Origin of the sequence: Brachybacterium sp. SW0106-09 (assembly GCF_001293905.1) — a bacterium.
GTDB classification, from domain to species: domain Bacteria; phylum Actinomycetota; class Actinomycetes; order Actinomycetales; family Dermabacteraceae; genus Brachybacterium; species Brachybacterium conglomeratum.
In genome coordinates this window covers 1-15,109 of record NZ_BCAK01000004.1, presented here as the reverse complement: position 1 = coordinate 15,109, position 15,109 = coordinate 1, and the positions used below count along the sequence as shown (strand labels likewise).

The window sequence follows — 15,109 nt, the reverse complement described above, 5'->3', positions numbered from 1 at the left end:
CGACCGCACCCCGGCAGCGCGCTGACCGTCCCGCCCGGTGCGGCACAATGGGCCGGGTGACCGACGACCCCACGCCCCCTGCCCGCCGCCGCGGGGTGCGCGCGGCGGCCGCGCGCGCGATCGACGACGCGCAGCTCGCCCGGCCCCGGCTCGCCCTGACGATGCTCGTGCTGCTGTGCGCGATGATCCTCGGCGGCTCCCTGCTCCCCGTGCCCTACGTCATCGAGCGGCCCGGCCCCGCCATCGACGTGCTCGGCGAGTGGGAGGACGAGGAGATCCTCGTCATCGACGGCGCCGAGACCCACCCCACCGACGGCTCGCTCATGATGACCACGGTCTCCGTCGACGGCGGGCCCGGCTACCGGGTGACCCCCGTCGAGGTCGTCGCCGCCTGGTTCGACCGCTCCAAGATGGTGCTGCCGCGCGAGGCGGTATTCCCCGACGGGCAGACCCGTGAGCAGACCTCCCTGACCAACACCGCCGCGATGAGCACCTCCCAGCAGGACGCCGTCGCGGTCGCCCTGGACGAGCTCGACATCGAGTACCGCGACGTCGTGATGATCGCGGGCGTCCAGGAGGACGGCGCCGCGGCCGGCACCCTCGAGGGCGGCGACGTGATCGTCTCCGTCGGCGGGCGGACCGCCGGCGACGTGCAGGGCTATCGCGACCTCATCGCCGCCGTCCCCGAGGGCGAGGACGTGGAGATGACCGTGCGCCGCGACGGCGAGGAGAAGGACCTCCAGGTCCCCACCGAGCTCGTCGACGGCACGTCGCGGATGGGGGTGATCCTCGCCGAGGGCCACGAGTTCCCGCTCGACATCGACATCGCCGTCGGCGACGTCGGCGGCCCGAGCGCGGGGCTGATCTTCTCCCTGTCCGTCTACGACGAGCTGACCGAGGGGGCCCTCACCGGCGGGCACGCCATCGCCGGGACCGGCACCATCGCCGAGGACGGCACCGTCGGCTCCATCGGCGGGATCCGCCAGAAGATGGTCGGCGCGGAGGAGTCCGACGCCGAGTTCTTCCTGGCCCCCTCCGCGAACTGCGAGGAGGTCGTCGGCTACGAGCCGGACGGCCTCGAGGTCGTCGCCGTCGGCACCTTCGAGGAGGCCCTCGAGGCGACGACCACCATCGCCGAGACCGGCACCGTCGAAGGACTCCCCACCTGTGAGGACGTGACCCCATGAGCAAGAAGAACCGCCGACGCGCCCCGCAGCGCCCCACCGTCGTCTTCGACTTCGGCGGCGTGCTGAGCGCCGGCCACGACCCGGTCCCCGACATCCACGCACTGCTCGGCGCGGACGCCGGGGCCGTCGGCGAGGCGCTGTGGACCGAGCGCGGCGACTACGACGCCGGCCGCACGAGCCCTGCCGAGTACTGGGGCGCGGTCGCCCGCGCCGCCGGCGTGGAGGAGCTCTCCGCTGCGGAGATCGACGAGCTGCAGGACGCCGACAACCGCTACTTCCTGCGCCTGGAGCCCGATTCCCGCGCGCTGCTGCACGACCTCGCCCGCAACGACGTGCGCATGGCGCTGCTGTCCAACGCCTCGGCCGCCTTCGGCGAGGCGGTGCGGAAGGCCGACTGGTTCGAGGCCTTCACCCTCGCGGTGATCTCCGCCGAGGAGCGCACTGTGAAGCCCGAGCGGGAGATCTACGAGGTGCTGCTGGACGTGCTGGCGCACGAGACCGGGGGAGTGCGGCTCCCCTCGGCGGTGATCTTCTTCGACGACCGCGCGGAGAACGTCGAGGCCGCCCGCGCGCTCGGCATCGACGCGCACCTCTGGCCCCGCAACGGCGATCCGCACCCCGAGGGCACCGAGCCCGGCGTGAGCATCGCCCGACGGGTGCTCGCCGAGCGCGGCGTCCCGACGGACTGAGCCGGTTCGACCTCCATCGGGCCGGCCCGAGCCGGACCCGGGCGGGTCGCGCCGAGGGCGGGCGGGGTAGAGTCGGACATCGCGACGACTCCCGTGCGGCACCGCCCTGCGGCGCGCCGGTGAGAGACCAGCACTCCGACCGCTCTCCGACAAGGACACCACATTGGCAGAGTTCATCTACACGATGTACAAGGCCCGCAAGGCCGTGGGCGACAAGGTCATCCTCGATGACGTCTCCATGAGCTTCTACCCGGGCGCGAAGATCGGCATGGTCGGCCCCAACGGCGCCGGCAAGTCGACGATCCTGAAGATCATGGCCGGCCTGGACCAGCCCTCCAACGGCGAGGCGCGCCTCAGCCCCGGCTACAGCGTCGGCATCCTGCTGCAGGAGCCGCCGCTGGACGAGTCCAAGACCGTCCTGGAGAACGTCCAGGAGGGCATGGGCGAGCTGTTCAAGAAGGTCCAGCGCTTCAACGCCATCGGCGAGGAGATGGCCGAGCCCGACGCGGACTTCGACGCGCTGATGGAGGAGATGGGCAAGCTCCAGACCGAGATCGACGCCCAGAACGGCTGGGACCTCGACTCGCAGCTCGAGCAGGCGATGGACGCGCTGCGCTGCCCGCCCGGCGACGAGCCCGTCACCCACCTCTCCGGCGGCGAGCGCCGTCGCGTGGCGCTGTGCAAGCTGCTGCTGGAGAAGCCCGACCTGCTGCTGCTGGACGAGCCCACCAACCACCTCGACGCCGAGAGCGTGCTCTGGCTCGAGCAGCACCTCCAGCAGTACGAGGGCGCCGTCATCGCCGTCACCCACGACCGCTACTTCCTCGACCACGTCGCCGAGTGGATCGCCGAGGTCGACCGCGGCCACCTCTACCCCTACGAGGGCAACTACTCCACCTATCTGCAGAAGAAGGAGGAGCGCCTCCAGGTCCAGGGCAAGAAGGACCAGAAGCTCGCCAGGCGCCTCAAGGAGGAGCTGGACTGGGTCCGCTCCAACGCCAAGGGCCGCCAGGCGAAGTCCAAGGCGCGTCTTGCCCGCTACGAGGAGATGGCCGCGGAGGCCGAGAAGACCCGCAAGCTCGACTTCGAGGAGATCACCATCCCGCCGGGCCCGCGGCTGGGCAACCAGGTCATCGACGGCAAGGACCTGAAGAAGGGCTTCGGGGACCGTCTGCTCATCGACGGGCTCTCCTTCTCCCTGCCGCCGAACGGCATCGTGGGCGTCATCGGCCCCAACGGCGTCGGCAAGACCACCCTGTTCAAGACCATCGTGGGCCTCGAGGAGCTCGACGGCGGCGAGCTGAAGATCGGTCAGAGCGTCAAGATCAGCTACGTCGACCAGAACCGCGAGAACATCGACCCGGAGAAGAATCTCTGGGAGGTCGTCTCCGACGGGCTCGACTTCATCCAGGTCGGCAAGGTCGAGATCCCCTCGCGCGCCTACGTCAGCCAGTTCGGCTTCAAGGGCCCGGACCAGCAGAAGAAGGCCGGCGTGCTCTCCGGCGGCGAGCGCAACCGCCTGAACCTCGCGCTCACCCTCAAGCAGGGCGGCAACGTGCTGCTCCTGGACGAGCCGACGAACGACCTGGACGTGCAGACCCTCGGCTCGCTCGAGAACGCTCTGCTGGAGTTCCCCGGCTGCGCCGTGGTCGTCTCCCACGACCGCTGGTTCCTGGACCGCGTGGCGACCCACATCCTCGCCTTCGAGGGCACCGAGGAGAACCCGGCGAACTGGTACTGGTTCGAGGGCAACTTCGAGTCCTACCAGCAGAACAAGGTCGCCCGCCTGGGCGAGGAGGCCGCGCGCCCGCACCGCGTGACCTACCGCCGCCTGACCCGCGACTGAGGTCCGGGCCGGGAGCACCGGTCCAGCCGACGCAAGGGGCCGATCACCGCGAGGTGATCGGCCCCTTGCGTCGTCCCGGCATCGTCCTGGCCGGGCGGCAGAGCGGGCGCCGACGCCGGGCCGCGGTCCGCGCCCGACGAGCGCCTCGCTCAGATGCCGCTGATCCCGGGGTCGAGCGTCGCCACCACTCGCGGGGAGGGGGAGCCCGAGCCGCTGCCCGGTGCCATCTCCCGCGTGACCAGCAGACGATCGGCGGTCCCGTCGGCGGTGAACGCGATCTCGCCGTCGCGGGAGAGGTCCAGCACGCCCAGGCTCCGCGCGACCCCGTCGGTCTCGCCCCACAGCTCGAGCACCTCGCCGTCCCAGCCGGCGACGCCCTCGGCGCGCAGCGCCACACCGTCCTCCGCGATCACCGCCTGCCAGGTGCCGTTGTCGCTCAGCCCGGGCACGAGCTGCGCCTCGGGGGAGAGGGAGAGCGTCGCCCAGGTGTCGGTGAACTCCTCGGCCTCCGCGAGATCGCCGCGGGCGGTCACCAGCAGCCCGCCCAGCACCAGCGCGGTCACCGCCAGGAGCGCGGCGAGCGTGCGGGAGATCCAGGGGGGCGTGCGGCGCGTCCCGGCGCGGGCCTGCTGTCGGCGCCGGCGGCGAGCGCGGCGGCCGCGCTCCGCCTCGTCGCCGGGACGGAAGGCGAAGGAGGGGGCGGCCTCCGGGGCGGCCTGCTCACCGCCGGAGGGGACGGGCGTCGGGGCCGACAGGGCCGACGGGGTCGGCGTCCCGGCCCCGGGCGCCGCGGCCGGTGCGGCACCGGGACGGGCGGGCGGCCCCACCACGCGGCGCTGCGAGTCCGTGCCCAGCACCGGGGTCGCGTAGTCGCCGCTGTAGGCCGCCTCGGGCTCCGGGGCGGGGACCGGCTCCGGGGCGAAGCCCTCGAGCACGGCCACGTGCAGGTCCCGCGAGGGCGGGACCGCGGTCAGGAGCGTCAGCCGCGCCGCCGCCTCGATCGCGTGGCGGTGCACGCCCGCGGTCTCGGGACCTCGCGCGATCTCCTTCAGCCGTGCCCGCTCCGAGGGGTCCGCGAGGGCCAGAGCGTCGAGGGCGGCCAGGGCCCGCAGCTCCGGGTCCTCCGGGCCGCCGAGGGGCACGAGCGCGTCGAGGACCTCGGCGAGGGCGGTCGCGGCTCCCGGCCGCTCGGCCCCCGTCGCCGCGAAGCGGCCCTGCGCTGCGGACTCGACGAGGGCGCGCTGCGGCAGCGGGAGGCCGAGCAGGACCCTCAGCACGTCCACCTCCCGACGATCACGGGTGCGGTCGTTCGCGGCGGCGGGGGAGACCAGCGAGCGGACGTCACCGCTGGGACGGGTCGCGAGCGCCGCGCGTCGGGCCCTGTCCAGCACCGCCGCCTCGCCGGGCAGGCCGCTCGCGGCGAGCTCGGCGGCATCGCGCAGGCACGAGCGCAGCACGCTGACGGTGAGCGCCGAGGCACGGGCGGCGGAGCCGGTCACGTGGACCGCGAGACCGTGGATCCGCGGACCGAGCACGTCCAGCAGCGCACCGGCTGCGCGACGGTCCCCACCCGCGGTGCGCCGCAGGAGGGTCCGCACCGGATCGAGCCGCTCCCCGAGATCGATCGTGTCCTCCGGGATCCCGGGAAGATCCATGACGTCCCCGGTCGCTGCCTCGCTGACCATCCGGGCCCCTCCATGCGCAGTGCTCTCGTCGACGGCACCGCCCCCACGGTGCCGCCCCCATTGTGGCAGGCAGGAGCGCCGTCGCGGGCGCGGAGCGCGCGGAACGGGGACGACAGGGGGAGGAGGAGGGGAGCGGAGTTCGGTGAAAGTTCTTGCAGGAGGGTTGACAGATCGTGACGGCCACTCGCGCGGATGAACGGGAGGTGTCCCAACAGCGCTGGTGAGGGTCTAGAAATTCTCCCGGACTTCGGCGGTATCGACGCGCAAGTCCACTGCAAGAAGAAGGGCCGGCTCGGGTATCTTGGGGGCCATGAAGCCGATCTCCACGATCACCGTCGCCTCCGAGCTCCCGGACGCCCTCGCCCCTCTGCGCGATCTCGCGCTGAACCTGCGCTGGTCCTGGCGTCGACAGACCGTCGACCTGTTCCGCAGCCTGGACCCGCAGGCCTTCGTCGACAGCGGCGAGAACCCCTTCGCGATGCTGCCCATGGTTCCCGCCGGGCGCCTGGCCGAGGCGGCGCGGGACGAGTCCTTCCTCGCACGGATGCGCTCCGAGGTCGGGGACCTGCGCACCTATCTCGACTCCGGCCGCTGGTTCCAGCGCACCGTCCCGGGCGAGCAGGGCACCGGCCAGGGCTCCTCGATCGCGTACTTCTCCATGGAGTTCGGGATCACCCCCACCCTGCCGATCTACTCCGGCGGCCTCGGCATCCTCGCCGGCGACCACCTGAAGTCCGCCTCGGACCTCGGCGTCCCCCTGACCGCCATCGGCCTGCTCTACCAGTGGGGCTACTTCTCCCAGTCCCTGGACCGCAGCGGCTGGCAGCAGGAGGAGTACCGCCTCAACGACCCCGCCGACCTCCCCGTCGAGCCCGTCCTCGAGCAGGACGGCACCCAGCTCACCGTCCGCGTCACCCTCCCGGGCGGCCGTGACGTCGCGATCACCGTGTGGAAGGCCCAGGTGGGCCGGGTCGCGCTGCTGCTGCTGGACACGAACGTCGAGGGCAACGACGAGTCCGCCCGCCAGATCACCGACCGCCTCTACGGCGGCGACCACGAGCACCGCATCGTCCAGGAGATCGTCCTGGGCATCGGCGGCGTCCGCGCCGTGCAGGAGTACGCCCGCATCACCGGCGGACCGGCCCCCACCGTCTTCCACCTCAACGAGGGCCACGCCGGGTTCTCCGGGCTGGAGCGCGTGGGCCGCCTGATCGAGGGCGGCGCCGGGTTCTCCGAGGCCGTCGCCGAGGTGCGCGCCGGCACCGTCTTCACCACCCACACCCCGGTCCCCGCAGGCATCGACCGCTTCGACGCCTCGCAGCTGCGCGGCTACCTCGACGCCGACGAGAACGGGCTCTCCCGCCTGATCCCCTCCCTCCCGGTCGAGGCCGCGCTCGCCCTCGGCATCGAGGAGGGCGGCGACATCTTCAACATGGCCCAGCTCGGCTTCCGCATCGCCCAGCGCTCCAACGGCGTCGCGAAGCTCCACGGCGCCGTCTCCCGCGGGATGTTCCAGAACCTGTACCCGGGCTTCGACGTGCCCGAGGTCCCGATCGGCTCGGTCACCAACGGCGTGCACCGCCGCACCTGGACCTCCGCCCACATGGACGACCTGTACAAGAAGGCGCTCGGCGACGTCGACGTCTCCTCCATGTCGGACTGGAGCGCGCTGTCGACCCTCACCGACCACGAGCTCACCTCCACCCGGGACGCGCTGCGCGCGGACCTCGTGGCGATGGCGCGCAAGCACGTGAAGGACTCCTGGCTGCGCCGCGGGGCCGACGAGGCCGAGCTCGCCTGGACCGACCACATCCTCGACCCGGGCGTCCTGACCATCGGCTTCGCCCGCCGCGTCTCGACCTACAAGCGGCTGACGCTGATGCTCTCGGATCCCGAGCGCCTCAAGCGGATCCTGCTGGACGAGGAGCGCCCGGTCCAGATCGTCGTGGCCGGCAAGTCCCACCCGGCCGACCGCCCCGGCAAGGAGTTCCTCCAGCAGCTGGTGCAGTTCGCCGACGACCACGGCGTGCGCCACCGGATCGTCTTCCTGCCCGACTACGACATCCGCATGGCCTCGGTGCTGATCGCCGGCGCCGACGTGTGGCTGAACAACCCCGTCCGTCCCGAGGAGGCCTCCGGCACCTCGGGCATGAAGGCCGTGCTCAACGGCGGTCTGACCTTCTCCATCTCCGACGGCTGGTGGGACGAGATGAAGGACGACGCGGCCGGGTGGACGATCCCGACCGCGGACGTCGCCGACCAGGTCGAGCGCGACCGGATCGAGGCCGGGGCGCTGTACGAGAACCTCGAGCAGGAGATCGCGCCGCTGTTCTACGAGCGCGACGCGCGCGGGATGCAGCGCGGCTGGATGACGAAGGTCCGCTCCTCCCTGGTGCGGATCGCCCCGCAGATCACCGCCGCCCGCATGGTGCGCGACTACGTCACCGAGCTCTACCTCCCGGCCGCTCGTGCCGCGGGCGCCTTCGCTGCGAATCCCGCGCTGGCCGGGGCGTTCACCGAGTGGAAGGCCCGTGTGGGCCAGGTGTGGTCGCAGATCGCCGTGCGCGATGTGCGCCTCGAGGGCACGACCGAGGACCAGGTGGCGACCGGCGCCGAGGTCACCCTCTCGGCCGAGGTCGACCTGGCCGGCCTCGCGGACGAGGACGTGCTGGTCGAGGCGGTCCTGGGAGAGGTCGCCGACGGGGATGAGATCATCGATCCGCAGCTGATCCCGCTGCGACGCGGGGACGACGGGCGCTTCGCCGCTCGCTTCGCCCTCGCCGTCCCCGGCCGGGTGGGCTACACAGTGCGGGTCACCCCGCAGCATCCGGTGCTGTCCTCCCGCGCCGAGCTCGGGCTGGTGACCACCGCCTGAGGCTCACCGCCCGACGCACCCGTCAGAGAGGCCCCGAACCCGTGCCGACCCGTCGACAGCTCCTGCTCACCACCGCCGCGACGGGACTGGCCGGGGTCGGGGCCCTCTCCGGCTGCTCCCGCGGCGCCCCTGCCGAGCTCGAGGACGGCGACCGGCTGCGGATGCGGGTGTGGAGCGAGGCGGCCGGCGCCGCCTACGAGGAGTCGCTGGCCGCGTTCACCGCGGACAGCGGCATCGAGGTCGAGCTCGAGGTGCTGAGCTGGGACGACTACTGGACCCAGCTGCCGCTCGACGTCGCCGCCGGGTCCCTGCCCGACGTGCTGTGGATGAACACCGCCCATCTCGCCGAGACCCACGCCGCGGAGGTGCTGCTGGACGTCGGCGAGATCGTCGGGCGCGACAGCTCCGCCTGGGAGCAGGTCGCCACCGACCTCCACCGGATCGACGAGACGCCGTGGGGCGTGCCCCAGTACTACGACCAGAGCCTGCTGATCGCGAACCAGGGCCTCGTCGCCGCCGCGGGCGGGGACGCCTCCGCGCTGGTCTTCGACCCCGGCGCGGGCTCCGATCCGCTGCGGGAGCTCGCCACCGCCCTCACCGCCGACGGGGAGGGCCGCCATCCCGGGGACGAGGGCTTCGACCCCGCCGCCCGCACCACCCACGGCTTCAGCGCCCATCCCGACCGCTCCTCGGTGCTCGGCCCGTTCCTCGCCGGGCAGGGCGGGGCCTGGCAGGACGAGGAGGGCGCCGTCACCCTCGCCACCGAGCAGGGCGTCGCCGCGATCCAGTACCTCGCCGACCTCGCCTCCTCCCATCTCGCGCCCTCCGCGGCCGAGACCGTCGAGGAGCCCGGCCGCTGCCGGGACCTCTTCGTCGGCGGGCGGCTGGGGCTGCTGCAGACCGGCACCTACGACCTCCACACCCTGGTCGAGGAGATCGACGGCGCCTTCGAGTGGACCCTGCACCCGGTGGTCTCGGGGCCCGAGGGCGCCCGTCCGCTGGTGCACTCCGTCGCGGCCGCCGGTGTGGATCCCGACGACGAGGACCGCGCCGCGGCGATCGGGAGGCTGCTGGGCTGGCTCGGCTCGGTCGAGGGGCAGCGGCCGCTGGCCGAGAACCGCCTCGGGATCCCCGCGCACCGCGACCTGCGCGGCGCGTGGGAGGAGAGCTGGGCGGGCGTCGGCGTGGACGTCTCCGCGGTGGAGGTGCCGCAGGACCCGGCCCTGCCCGAGCACGGGGCCCGCTCCGCGGAGGCGACCGGCGAGGCCCTCGCGATCATCGCCGAGGTGTTCCGCGGCGACACCACGGCGGAGGAGGCGCTTCCCCGCGCCCAGGAGGCCGCCCGCACGGTCATGTCCTGACCGGCGGCGGAACCGACGGATCACGGCCCCGCCCGATCCGCCGCGGCGGATCAGCCCCGGCGCGGCGCGCGGATCATGCCCTCCTGCGTGACCGTCGCGACGAGCTCCCCGGACCGGTCGAAGATCTGCCCGTGGGTGAGACCGCGCCCGCCCGAGGCGGAGGGGGAGCGCTGGACGTACAGCAGCCACTCGTCGGCCCGCACGTGGCGGTGCCACCAGATCGCGTGATCGATGGTCGCCATCCTCAGACCGGGCGTCATCCAGCTCAGGCCCTGCTTGCGCAGGATCGGCTCGAAGGGCGTGTAGTCGCTGGCGAAGGCGAGGATCGCGTCGTGCAGCAGCGGGTCCGCGTCCACCGGGGCGAGGGTGCGCATCCACACCATCTGCGCGTCGATCGTGCCGCCGTTCGCGTCGGGCCGCAGGTAGATCGGGTCGGTGACGTGGCGGATGTCGATCGGCCGCTGCGTGGACCAGTACTCGGCGACCGGGTGCTCGATGCCCGCGAGCACCTCGGCGGTCGTCGGCAGCCCCTCGGGGTCCGGGGCCTCGGGGGCGTGCTCGGCGTGCTCGAGCCCCTCCTGCTCCTCCTGGAACGAGGCGGTCATGGCGAGGATCGTGCGCTCGCCCTCCTCCTCGGTGCGGCCGGGCTGGGTCGCGAGCACGCGTCGGACGGAGAAGGAGCCGCCGTCGCGCAGCGCGTCGACCTCGAAGCGGATCGGGTGCGCGGGATCGCCCGGGGCGAGGAAGTAGGAGTACATCGAATGGATCCGACGGCCCTCCGGGACGGTGCGGCCCACCGCGGTGACGGCCTGGCCCATCACCTGGCCGCCGAAGACGTGACCGCCGGGCTGCGGGGAGGAGTCCCCCTCGTAGACGGCGATGGCGGTGGGGGAGGATGCCGCCCCCGCGGCATCGACGGGACGGAGGTCCAGCAGGTCGACGAGGCCCGCGGCGATGCGCGCGTGGTCGGGGTTCGAGGCGGTCATGCCCCGATCGTACTGGTCATGCCGTGCCGGTCCGGCGAACTAGCATGAGCATCATGCAGTTCTCGATCACCACCGACGCCACGCCCGAGCACCCCGCACCGCTGGACGTGCCCGTCCCCGTGCGCTGGACCGACCTCGACGCCTACGGGCACGTGAACAACGCCGCCATGGTGCGCCTGCTCGAGGAGGCCCGCATCGCGGCCTTCTGGCAGCCCGCGCCCGATCAGCTCGCGCTCGGGGCGCAGCAGCCGCCCGCCGCCCTGCCGGTCAGCGGCGCCGGTACCGAGGACACGGACATCGCCACGGTCATCGCTTCTCAGCGCATCGAGTACGTCCGTCAGCTCGGCCACCGCCGCGACGGCGTGGTGGTGCGGCTGTGGCTCTCCCGGATCGGCGGGGCGAGCCTGACCGCGGACTATCTCGTCCTCACCCGCGACGACCCCGAGGGGAGGGCGCCCTACGCCCGCGCCCGCACCGTCATGGTGCTGGTGGACGCGGAGACCGGCTCCCCGGTCCGCCTCGAGCAGGAGGCCCGCGAGTCGCTGCGCGCCTTCACGGGCGAGCCGCTGACCTTCCGGGACTGACTTCGGTGGAGGCCATCTATCAGAGCCCCGCAGCCTGCAGCAGGCCCACACCGAGAACCTGCGCGCGCAGCGCCTGCATCCCTATGTACAGCGCGAAGCCGGTGCTCAGAAGAAATGCCACGCCGAGTGCGGTATGTGCGAGCACCGCTCGCCTGCTCTTGGCAGGCGAGCGGTACCAGAAGATGCACGCCACGCCCGTCGCCAGCTGGAGTGCCGCGGACCACTGAAATCCGGGCGCCAGGCTCGGATCGCGGATCAGCTGGCAGAAGCTCACGGTGGAGATCAGTCCCAGAGGGATGAAGATCAACGCCGCGATCACCGGGAATCTTTTGGCCCGAGAGAGTCCGGCCCACCACCGTTCGAGACGGTGGCGCCTATCGGTGTGCTGACCCTGTCGGGCAGGGGTGGATTCATTCATTTGCAGAGGCGTCCCGCTTCCGTGATCATCGCTGAGGTGATGACGCCCGCTCCCGCCCCGACGAGCGATCCTGCAAGAGTCGGTGCGGCAGCGATCGTCGCAAGTGTCCACACGATGCCATCGGCATACCCTGCGGCGGAGAGAATGTTCTTGCATGTCTCGACGCTCACTCGCTGGGGTGAGATCGCGCCCGGCGTGGCAGCGGCCGCGTCCGAGGTGAGGTCCCTCAGGACGTCTTCGGGGACTGTCACCACTTCTCGATCTCCCCGAGTATTGGTGACGGTCAATGTCTGTTCGGCTGGGTCGAGCGTGAAGGTGACCACGGTGCCATTTTCTGCGGTAAGAGACTGCTGATATGGATCAGTTGCCGACGTCGACTCGATGGGATTCGCTGTTGCAGCTTTGCTGGTGTCGGCATGGGCTGACGTGAGACCGGCGGTCATTGCAAGAATTGCGGTCGCAACCAGTGTGGTCGCTTTTGCAACATTGCGGGTGGCGTCGGTAAGACCACGGCCGCCATCCTCATCGCGACCCAGCTCGCCGACCTCGGGCACACCGTGACCGTGCTTGACATGGACATCCAGGGGTCCGCCACCGACTGGGCACGAATCGCCGACGAAGACGGCACCTCTCTGCCCTTCGAAGTCCGCCCCGCCAACCACGCCAGCCTCCGCAGCTACAAGCCGACCACCGATTTCACCGTCATCGACACGCCCCCCACCGACCCAAGCGTCGTGGACGCAGCCGTGAAGGTCGCCGACCTCATCATCGTCCCCACGCCTCCCGGCTTCATGGACACCGACCGCGCCTGGAGCACCGTCGAGGTCACCGCCGCCCAAGTTCCCACCTATGTGCTCCTGTCCCGTTTCGACGGGCGCACCAACGACGCCACCGACTTCGCCGCGCAGTTAGACGACCGCGGCGTCGCACGATTCGAAACTGTCATCCCCGCCAGCGTCCCCATCGGGCGACTCCGCGGCACCGTCCCCACCCCCAGCAAGTTCCGCTTCGACGACCTCACTACCAAGCTCCTGGAGGTGCTCTGACCATGGCCACCAAGCCCGCAGACCGCTATGCCCCCCGCCCCCGGGCTAACGCCCGCTCGACCGGCAGTGCCAAGGACGCCTTCATTGACCCGTCCCCCCAGGCCGCCGATGAGATGAGCAAGCTGACTATCCGACTCCTGAAGACGCTCCACAAGGACGTGAAGGCTGCCGCCCTCGCTGAGGACGTCAGTGTCCAGGAATGGATCCAGGACGCCATCAACCAGAAGCTCGCCAGCAACCCGACAAGCTGACAATCCAGCATGCCAGCACTTTGAATCGCCCCGGGTCTGGTGGAGGCTCTGAATCCACGGGAGGATGAGGAGCATGGCAGCACCGAGGAAGTACCCCGACGAGCTTCGGGAGAGAGCCACAAGGATGGCAGTTCAGTCACGGCGCGATCCATCGACGAGGTCGGGAACGTTTCGCCGTGTGGGCGAGCAGCTCGGTATCAATCCCGAGACTCTGAGGAACTGGGTCGTGCAGGCCGAGGTTGACGAGGGGCACCGTCCCGGGACCACGACGAGCGAGTCCCAGCGCCTGGTCGAGCTGGAGAAGGAAGTGCGTGAGCTGCGCAGGGAGAACTCGATCCTGAGGTCAGCCTCGGCTTTCTTCGCGGCGGAGCTCGACCGCCCACAGCGTTGATCGTGGAGTACATCGACCAGTACAGGCATGAGTTCGGCGTTGAGCCGATCTGTCGAACGCTGACCGCAGCGGGCACGCAGATCGCGCCGAGCACGTACTACGCGTTCAAGACCCGCCCACCCTCGAAGCGAGCACTACGCGACGACGAACTGCTGGTCGAGATCCACCGCGTCCATGCGGCGAACTTCGGCGTCTACGGGGCGAAGAAGGTCCACGCCCAGCTGCGCCGCGAGGGCGTCGTCATCGCGCGTTGCACGGTCGAGCGGCTCATGCGCGGCGCGGGGTTGCGAGGGGTCAGCCGGGCCAAGGGCCCGCGCACCACGATCTCCGGTCGTGGCCCGGATAATCGTCCTGACCTGGTCGAACGTGACTTCACCGCGACCGCTCCGAACCAGTTGTGGGTCGCGGACATCACCTACTGCCGCACCTTCGCCGGCTGGGTGTATGCCGCGTTCGTCATCGATGTGTTCTCCCGCCGCGTGGTCGGCTGGCAGCTGTCGAAGTCGCTGCGGACGGACCTCGCGTTGGACGCGCTCGAGATGGGCATCTGGACCCGCGATCACGCAGGCCAGGCCGTCTCCGGGCTCACGCACCACAGCGATAAGGGCGTTCAGTACGTCGCCATCCGCTACACCGAGCGTCTTGCTGAGGCCGGCGCGGCCGCCTCGGTCGGCTCCGCCGGCGACTCGTATGACAATGCCCTGGCCGAGGCCTTCAACTCGCTGTTCAAGGCTGAACTGGTCCGCAACCGCGGGCCCTGGAAGAACATCGACGACCTCGAGATCGCGACCGCGGAATACATCGACTGGTTCAATCACCGGCGACTTCACGGCGAGATCGGCATGATCCCGCCCGTCGAACTCGAGGACACCTACCATCACAACCACCCCGCACCGGCACCCGCCGACGCGGCACTTGCGAGCCTCTAACAAACCCGGGGCGATTCATGGAGCACCTGCGGCACGAGCTGGGATCACCGCTGTGCGCGGATCGGGTGGGGATAAATTCTCAACCGAACGATGCCGTCCCCCGGCAATCTGAGCAGATCGCTTGCGGTACCGGGCTCGGCAGAGCGGTGGTCGGAGGGCTTAATCCGGTGCTGCGGTGCGTTCTTCGGGAGTATCGGCGGACTTCTGTCGGCGTAGCCCGCGGGCTGCGGTTACGGCCGCAGCCCCGGCCATACCAGCGGTTATGATCAAGGCCATGGAGCTGCGTCCTGTGCCTGACAGGGCCGCCAGAGGGCTGTTCAGCAGTGCCGGCGGAGCGAGCTGGACGATGGCCATAAGGGACTGGAATCGGGTCAGCTGGTCGGGAGGGGCCATTCGAAGAAGTGTGGGCGCGATATGGGTGGTGAAGATCGCGGTCCCCACTCCTGTGAGGACTGACAGTGCGATGGCAGCCGGCACCGAGACCGGCAGGGCCAGCGCTACCAGAGCGGCACAGATCAATGAGGGTCCTCCAACCATCGGGACTATCTGCTTGGGGATCGTGCCGGTGTAGGAGATCAGCAGCGTCACGACAAGGGTTCCCGTGGCCCAGCCGGCTTCAAGGAGACTTGCTTGGGCAGCGGTCCATCCGTGCGAACGGGCCATGCTCGGCATGACGACCGCGACCGTGGGAAGCACTGCTGCGCTGATCAGGGCCACCGCAGCCAGTAGGGGCCAGATACGCAGTTCGTGAACCGACTTGATCCCCGTGGCCAGCGCAGTCCAGATGCTTGCGCCGCTGTTCGTTGCCGATTCTCTGCCGTGGGGGCCTACCCCCGGTTCGTGGACACGGGGGTTGTTTAC

The 15,109-nt window shown here is 70.9% G+C and carries 14 protein-coding genes and 1 other annotated feature; of the genes, 9 read left to right on the top strand and 5 right to left on the bottom strand.

All coding sequences use genetic code 11. From position 1 onward, the window contains the following. Positions 1-47 precede the first annotated feature (47 nt). From Y09_RS02875 to ettA, 3 genes are all read left to right on the top strand, one after another. A complete protein-coding gene (locus tag Y09_RS02875; RefSeq protein ID WP_053916157.1) occupies positions 48-1,187 on the top strand; it encodes a PDZ domain-containing protein in 1,140 nt (379 codons plus the stop codon). Then, entirely contained in the window at positions 1,184-1,876 is a 693-nt protein-coding gene (locus Y09_RS02870) for an HAD family phosphatase (protein ID WP_053916156.1), read from the top strand. Before Y09_RS02875 ends, Y09_RS02870 begins: the two co-directional genes overlap by 4 nt. A gap of 163 nt (positions 1,877-2,039) precedes the next feature. Next, entirely contained in the window at positions 2,040-3,722 is a 1,683-nt protein-coding gene (gene ettA / locus Y09_RS02865) for an energy-dependent translational throttle protein EttA (protein WP_053916155.1), read from the top strand. A 149-nt stretch (positions 3,723-3,871) separates the two neighbouring features. Here ettA and Y09_RS02860 read toward each other — a convergent pair whose 3' ends face one another. Continuing rightward, entirely contained in the window at positions 3,872-5,407 is a 1,536-nt protein-coding gene (locus tag Y09_RS02860) for a hypothetical protein (RefSeq protein ID WP_053916154.1), read from the bottom strand. A 310-nt stretch (positions 5,408-5,717) separates the two neighbouring features. Here Y09_RS02860 and glgP point away from each other — a divergent pair, with 310 nt between their 5' ends. Together glgP and Y09_RS02850 are read left to right on the top strand one after the other, a co-directional pair. Beyond that, positions 5,718-8,282, top strand: coding sequence for an alpha-glucan family phosphorylase (glgP, locus tag Y09_RS02855; RefSeq protein ID WP_053916153.1), 2,565 nt, complete (start codon positions 5,718-5,720; stop codon positions 8,280-8,282). A 41-nt stretch (positions 8,283-8,323) separates the two neighbouring features. After that, positions 8,324-9,643, top strand: a complete 1,320-nt coding sequence (locus Y09_RS02850) for an extracellular solute-binding protein (RefSeq protein WP_053916152.1) — start codon at positions 8,324-8,326, stop codon at positions 9,641-9,643. Between the two features lie 50 nt (positions 9,644-9,693). Here Y09_RS02850 and Y09_RS02845 read toward each other — a convergent pair whose 3' ends face one another. Further along, a complete protein-coding gene (locus Y09_RS02845) occupies positions 9,694-10,629 on the bottom strand; it encodes an acyl-CoA thioesterase II (protein ID WP_082358596.1) in 936 nt (311 codons plus the stop codon). Positions 10,630-10,682: 53 nt separating this feature from the next. Between Y09_RS02845 and Y09_RS02840 the strand changes: the two genes are divergently transcribed. Next, a complete protein-coding gene (locus tag Y09_RS02840; protein WP_010551111.1) occupies positions 10,683-11,213 on the top strand; it encodes a thioesterase family protein in 531 nt (176 codons plus the stop codon). Positions 11,214-11,232: 19 nt separating this feature from the next. Here Y09_RS02840 and Y09_RS02835 read toward each other — a convergent pair whose 3' ends face one another. Both Y09_RS02835 and Y09_RS17055 read right to left on the bottom strand, forming a co-directional pair. Continuing rightward, positions 11,233-11,532 (bottom strand): hypothetical protein, encoded by a 300-nt coding sequence (locus Y09_RS02835; RefSeq protein WP_053916151.1) that lies wholly within the window; start codon positions 11,530-11,532, stop codon positions 11,233-11,235. 95 nt (positions 11,533-11,627) lie between these two features. Continuing rightward, positions 11,628-12,185 (bottom strand): hypothetical protein, encoded by a 558-nt coding sequence (locus Y09_RS17055; RefSeq protein ID WP_148639495.1) that lies wholly within the window; start codon positions 12,183-12,185, stop codon positions 11,628-11,630. Between Y09_RS17055 and Y09_RS02830 the strand changes: the two genes are divergently transcribed. The 3 genes from Y09_RS02830 (at position 12,117) to Y09_RS02815 (ending at position 14,248) form a co-directional block, all read left to right on the top strand. Beyond that, positions 12,117-12,677 (top strand): ParA family protein, encoded by a 561-nt coding sequence (locus Y09_RS02830; RefSeq protein WP_082358595.1) that lies wholly within the window; start codon positions 12,117-12,119, stop codon positions 12,675-12,677. The two genes, Y09_RS17055 and Y09_RS02830, sit on opposite strands and share 69 nt — an antisense overlap. A gap of 2 nt (positions 12,678-12,679) precedes the next feature. Next, positions 12,680-12,928: a toxin-antitoxin system HicB family antitoxin gene (locus tag Y09_RS02825; RefSeq protein ID WP_053916149.1), complete on the top strand. Its 249-nt coding sequence runs from the start codon at positions 12,680-12,682 to the stop codon at positions 12,926-12,928. A gap of 73 nt (positions 12,929-13,001) precedes the next feature. After that, a protein-coding gene (locus tag Y09_RS02815; protein ID WP_234695605.1) for an IS3 family transposase occupies positions 13,002-14,248 on the top strand; the annotation gives its coding sequence in 2 pieces (ribosomal slippage) (positions 13,002-13,281 and positions 13,281-14,248; 1,248 coding nt in all). Continuing rightward, positions 13,280-13,408, top strand: a sequence feature (AL1L pseudoknot). (Overlaps the previous gene by 129 nt.) Before the next feature lie 159 nt (positions 14,249-14,407). On the opposite strand, the gene Y09_RS17750 is transcribed toward Y09_RS02815, so the two are convergent. Next, positions 14,408-15,109, bottom strand: a 702-nt coding sequence (locus tag Y09_RS17750; RefSeq protein WP_234695604.1) for a hypothetical protein, incomplete at its 5' end; no start/stop codon positions are given.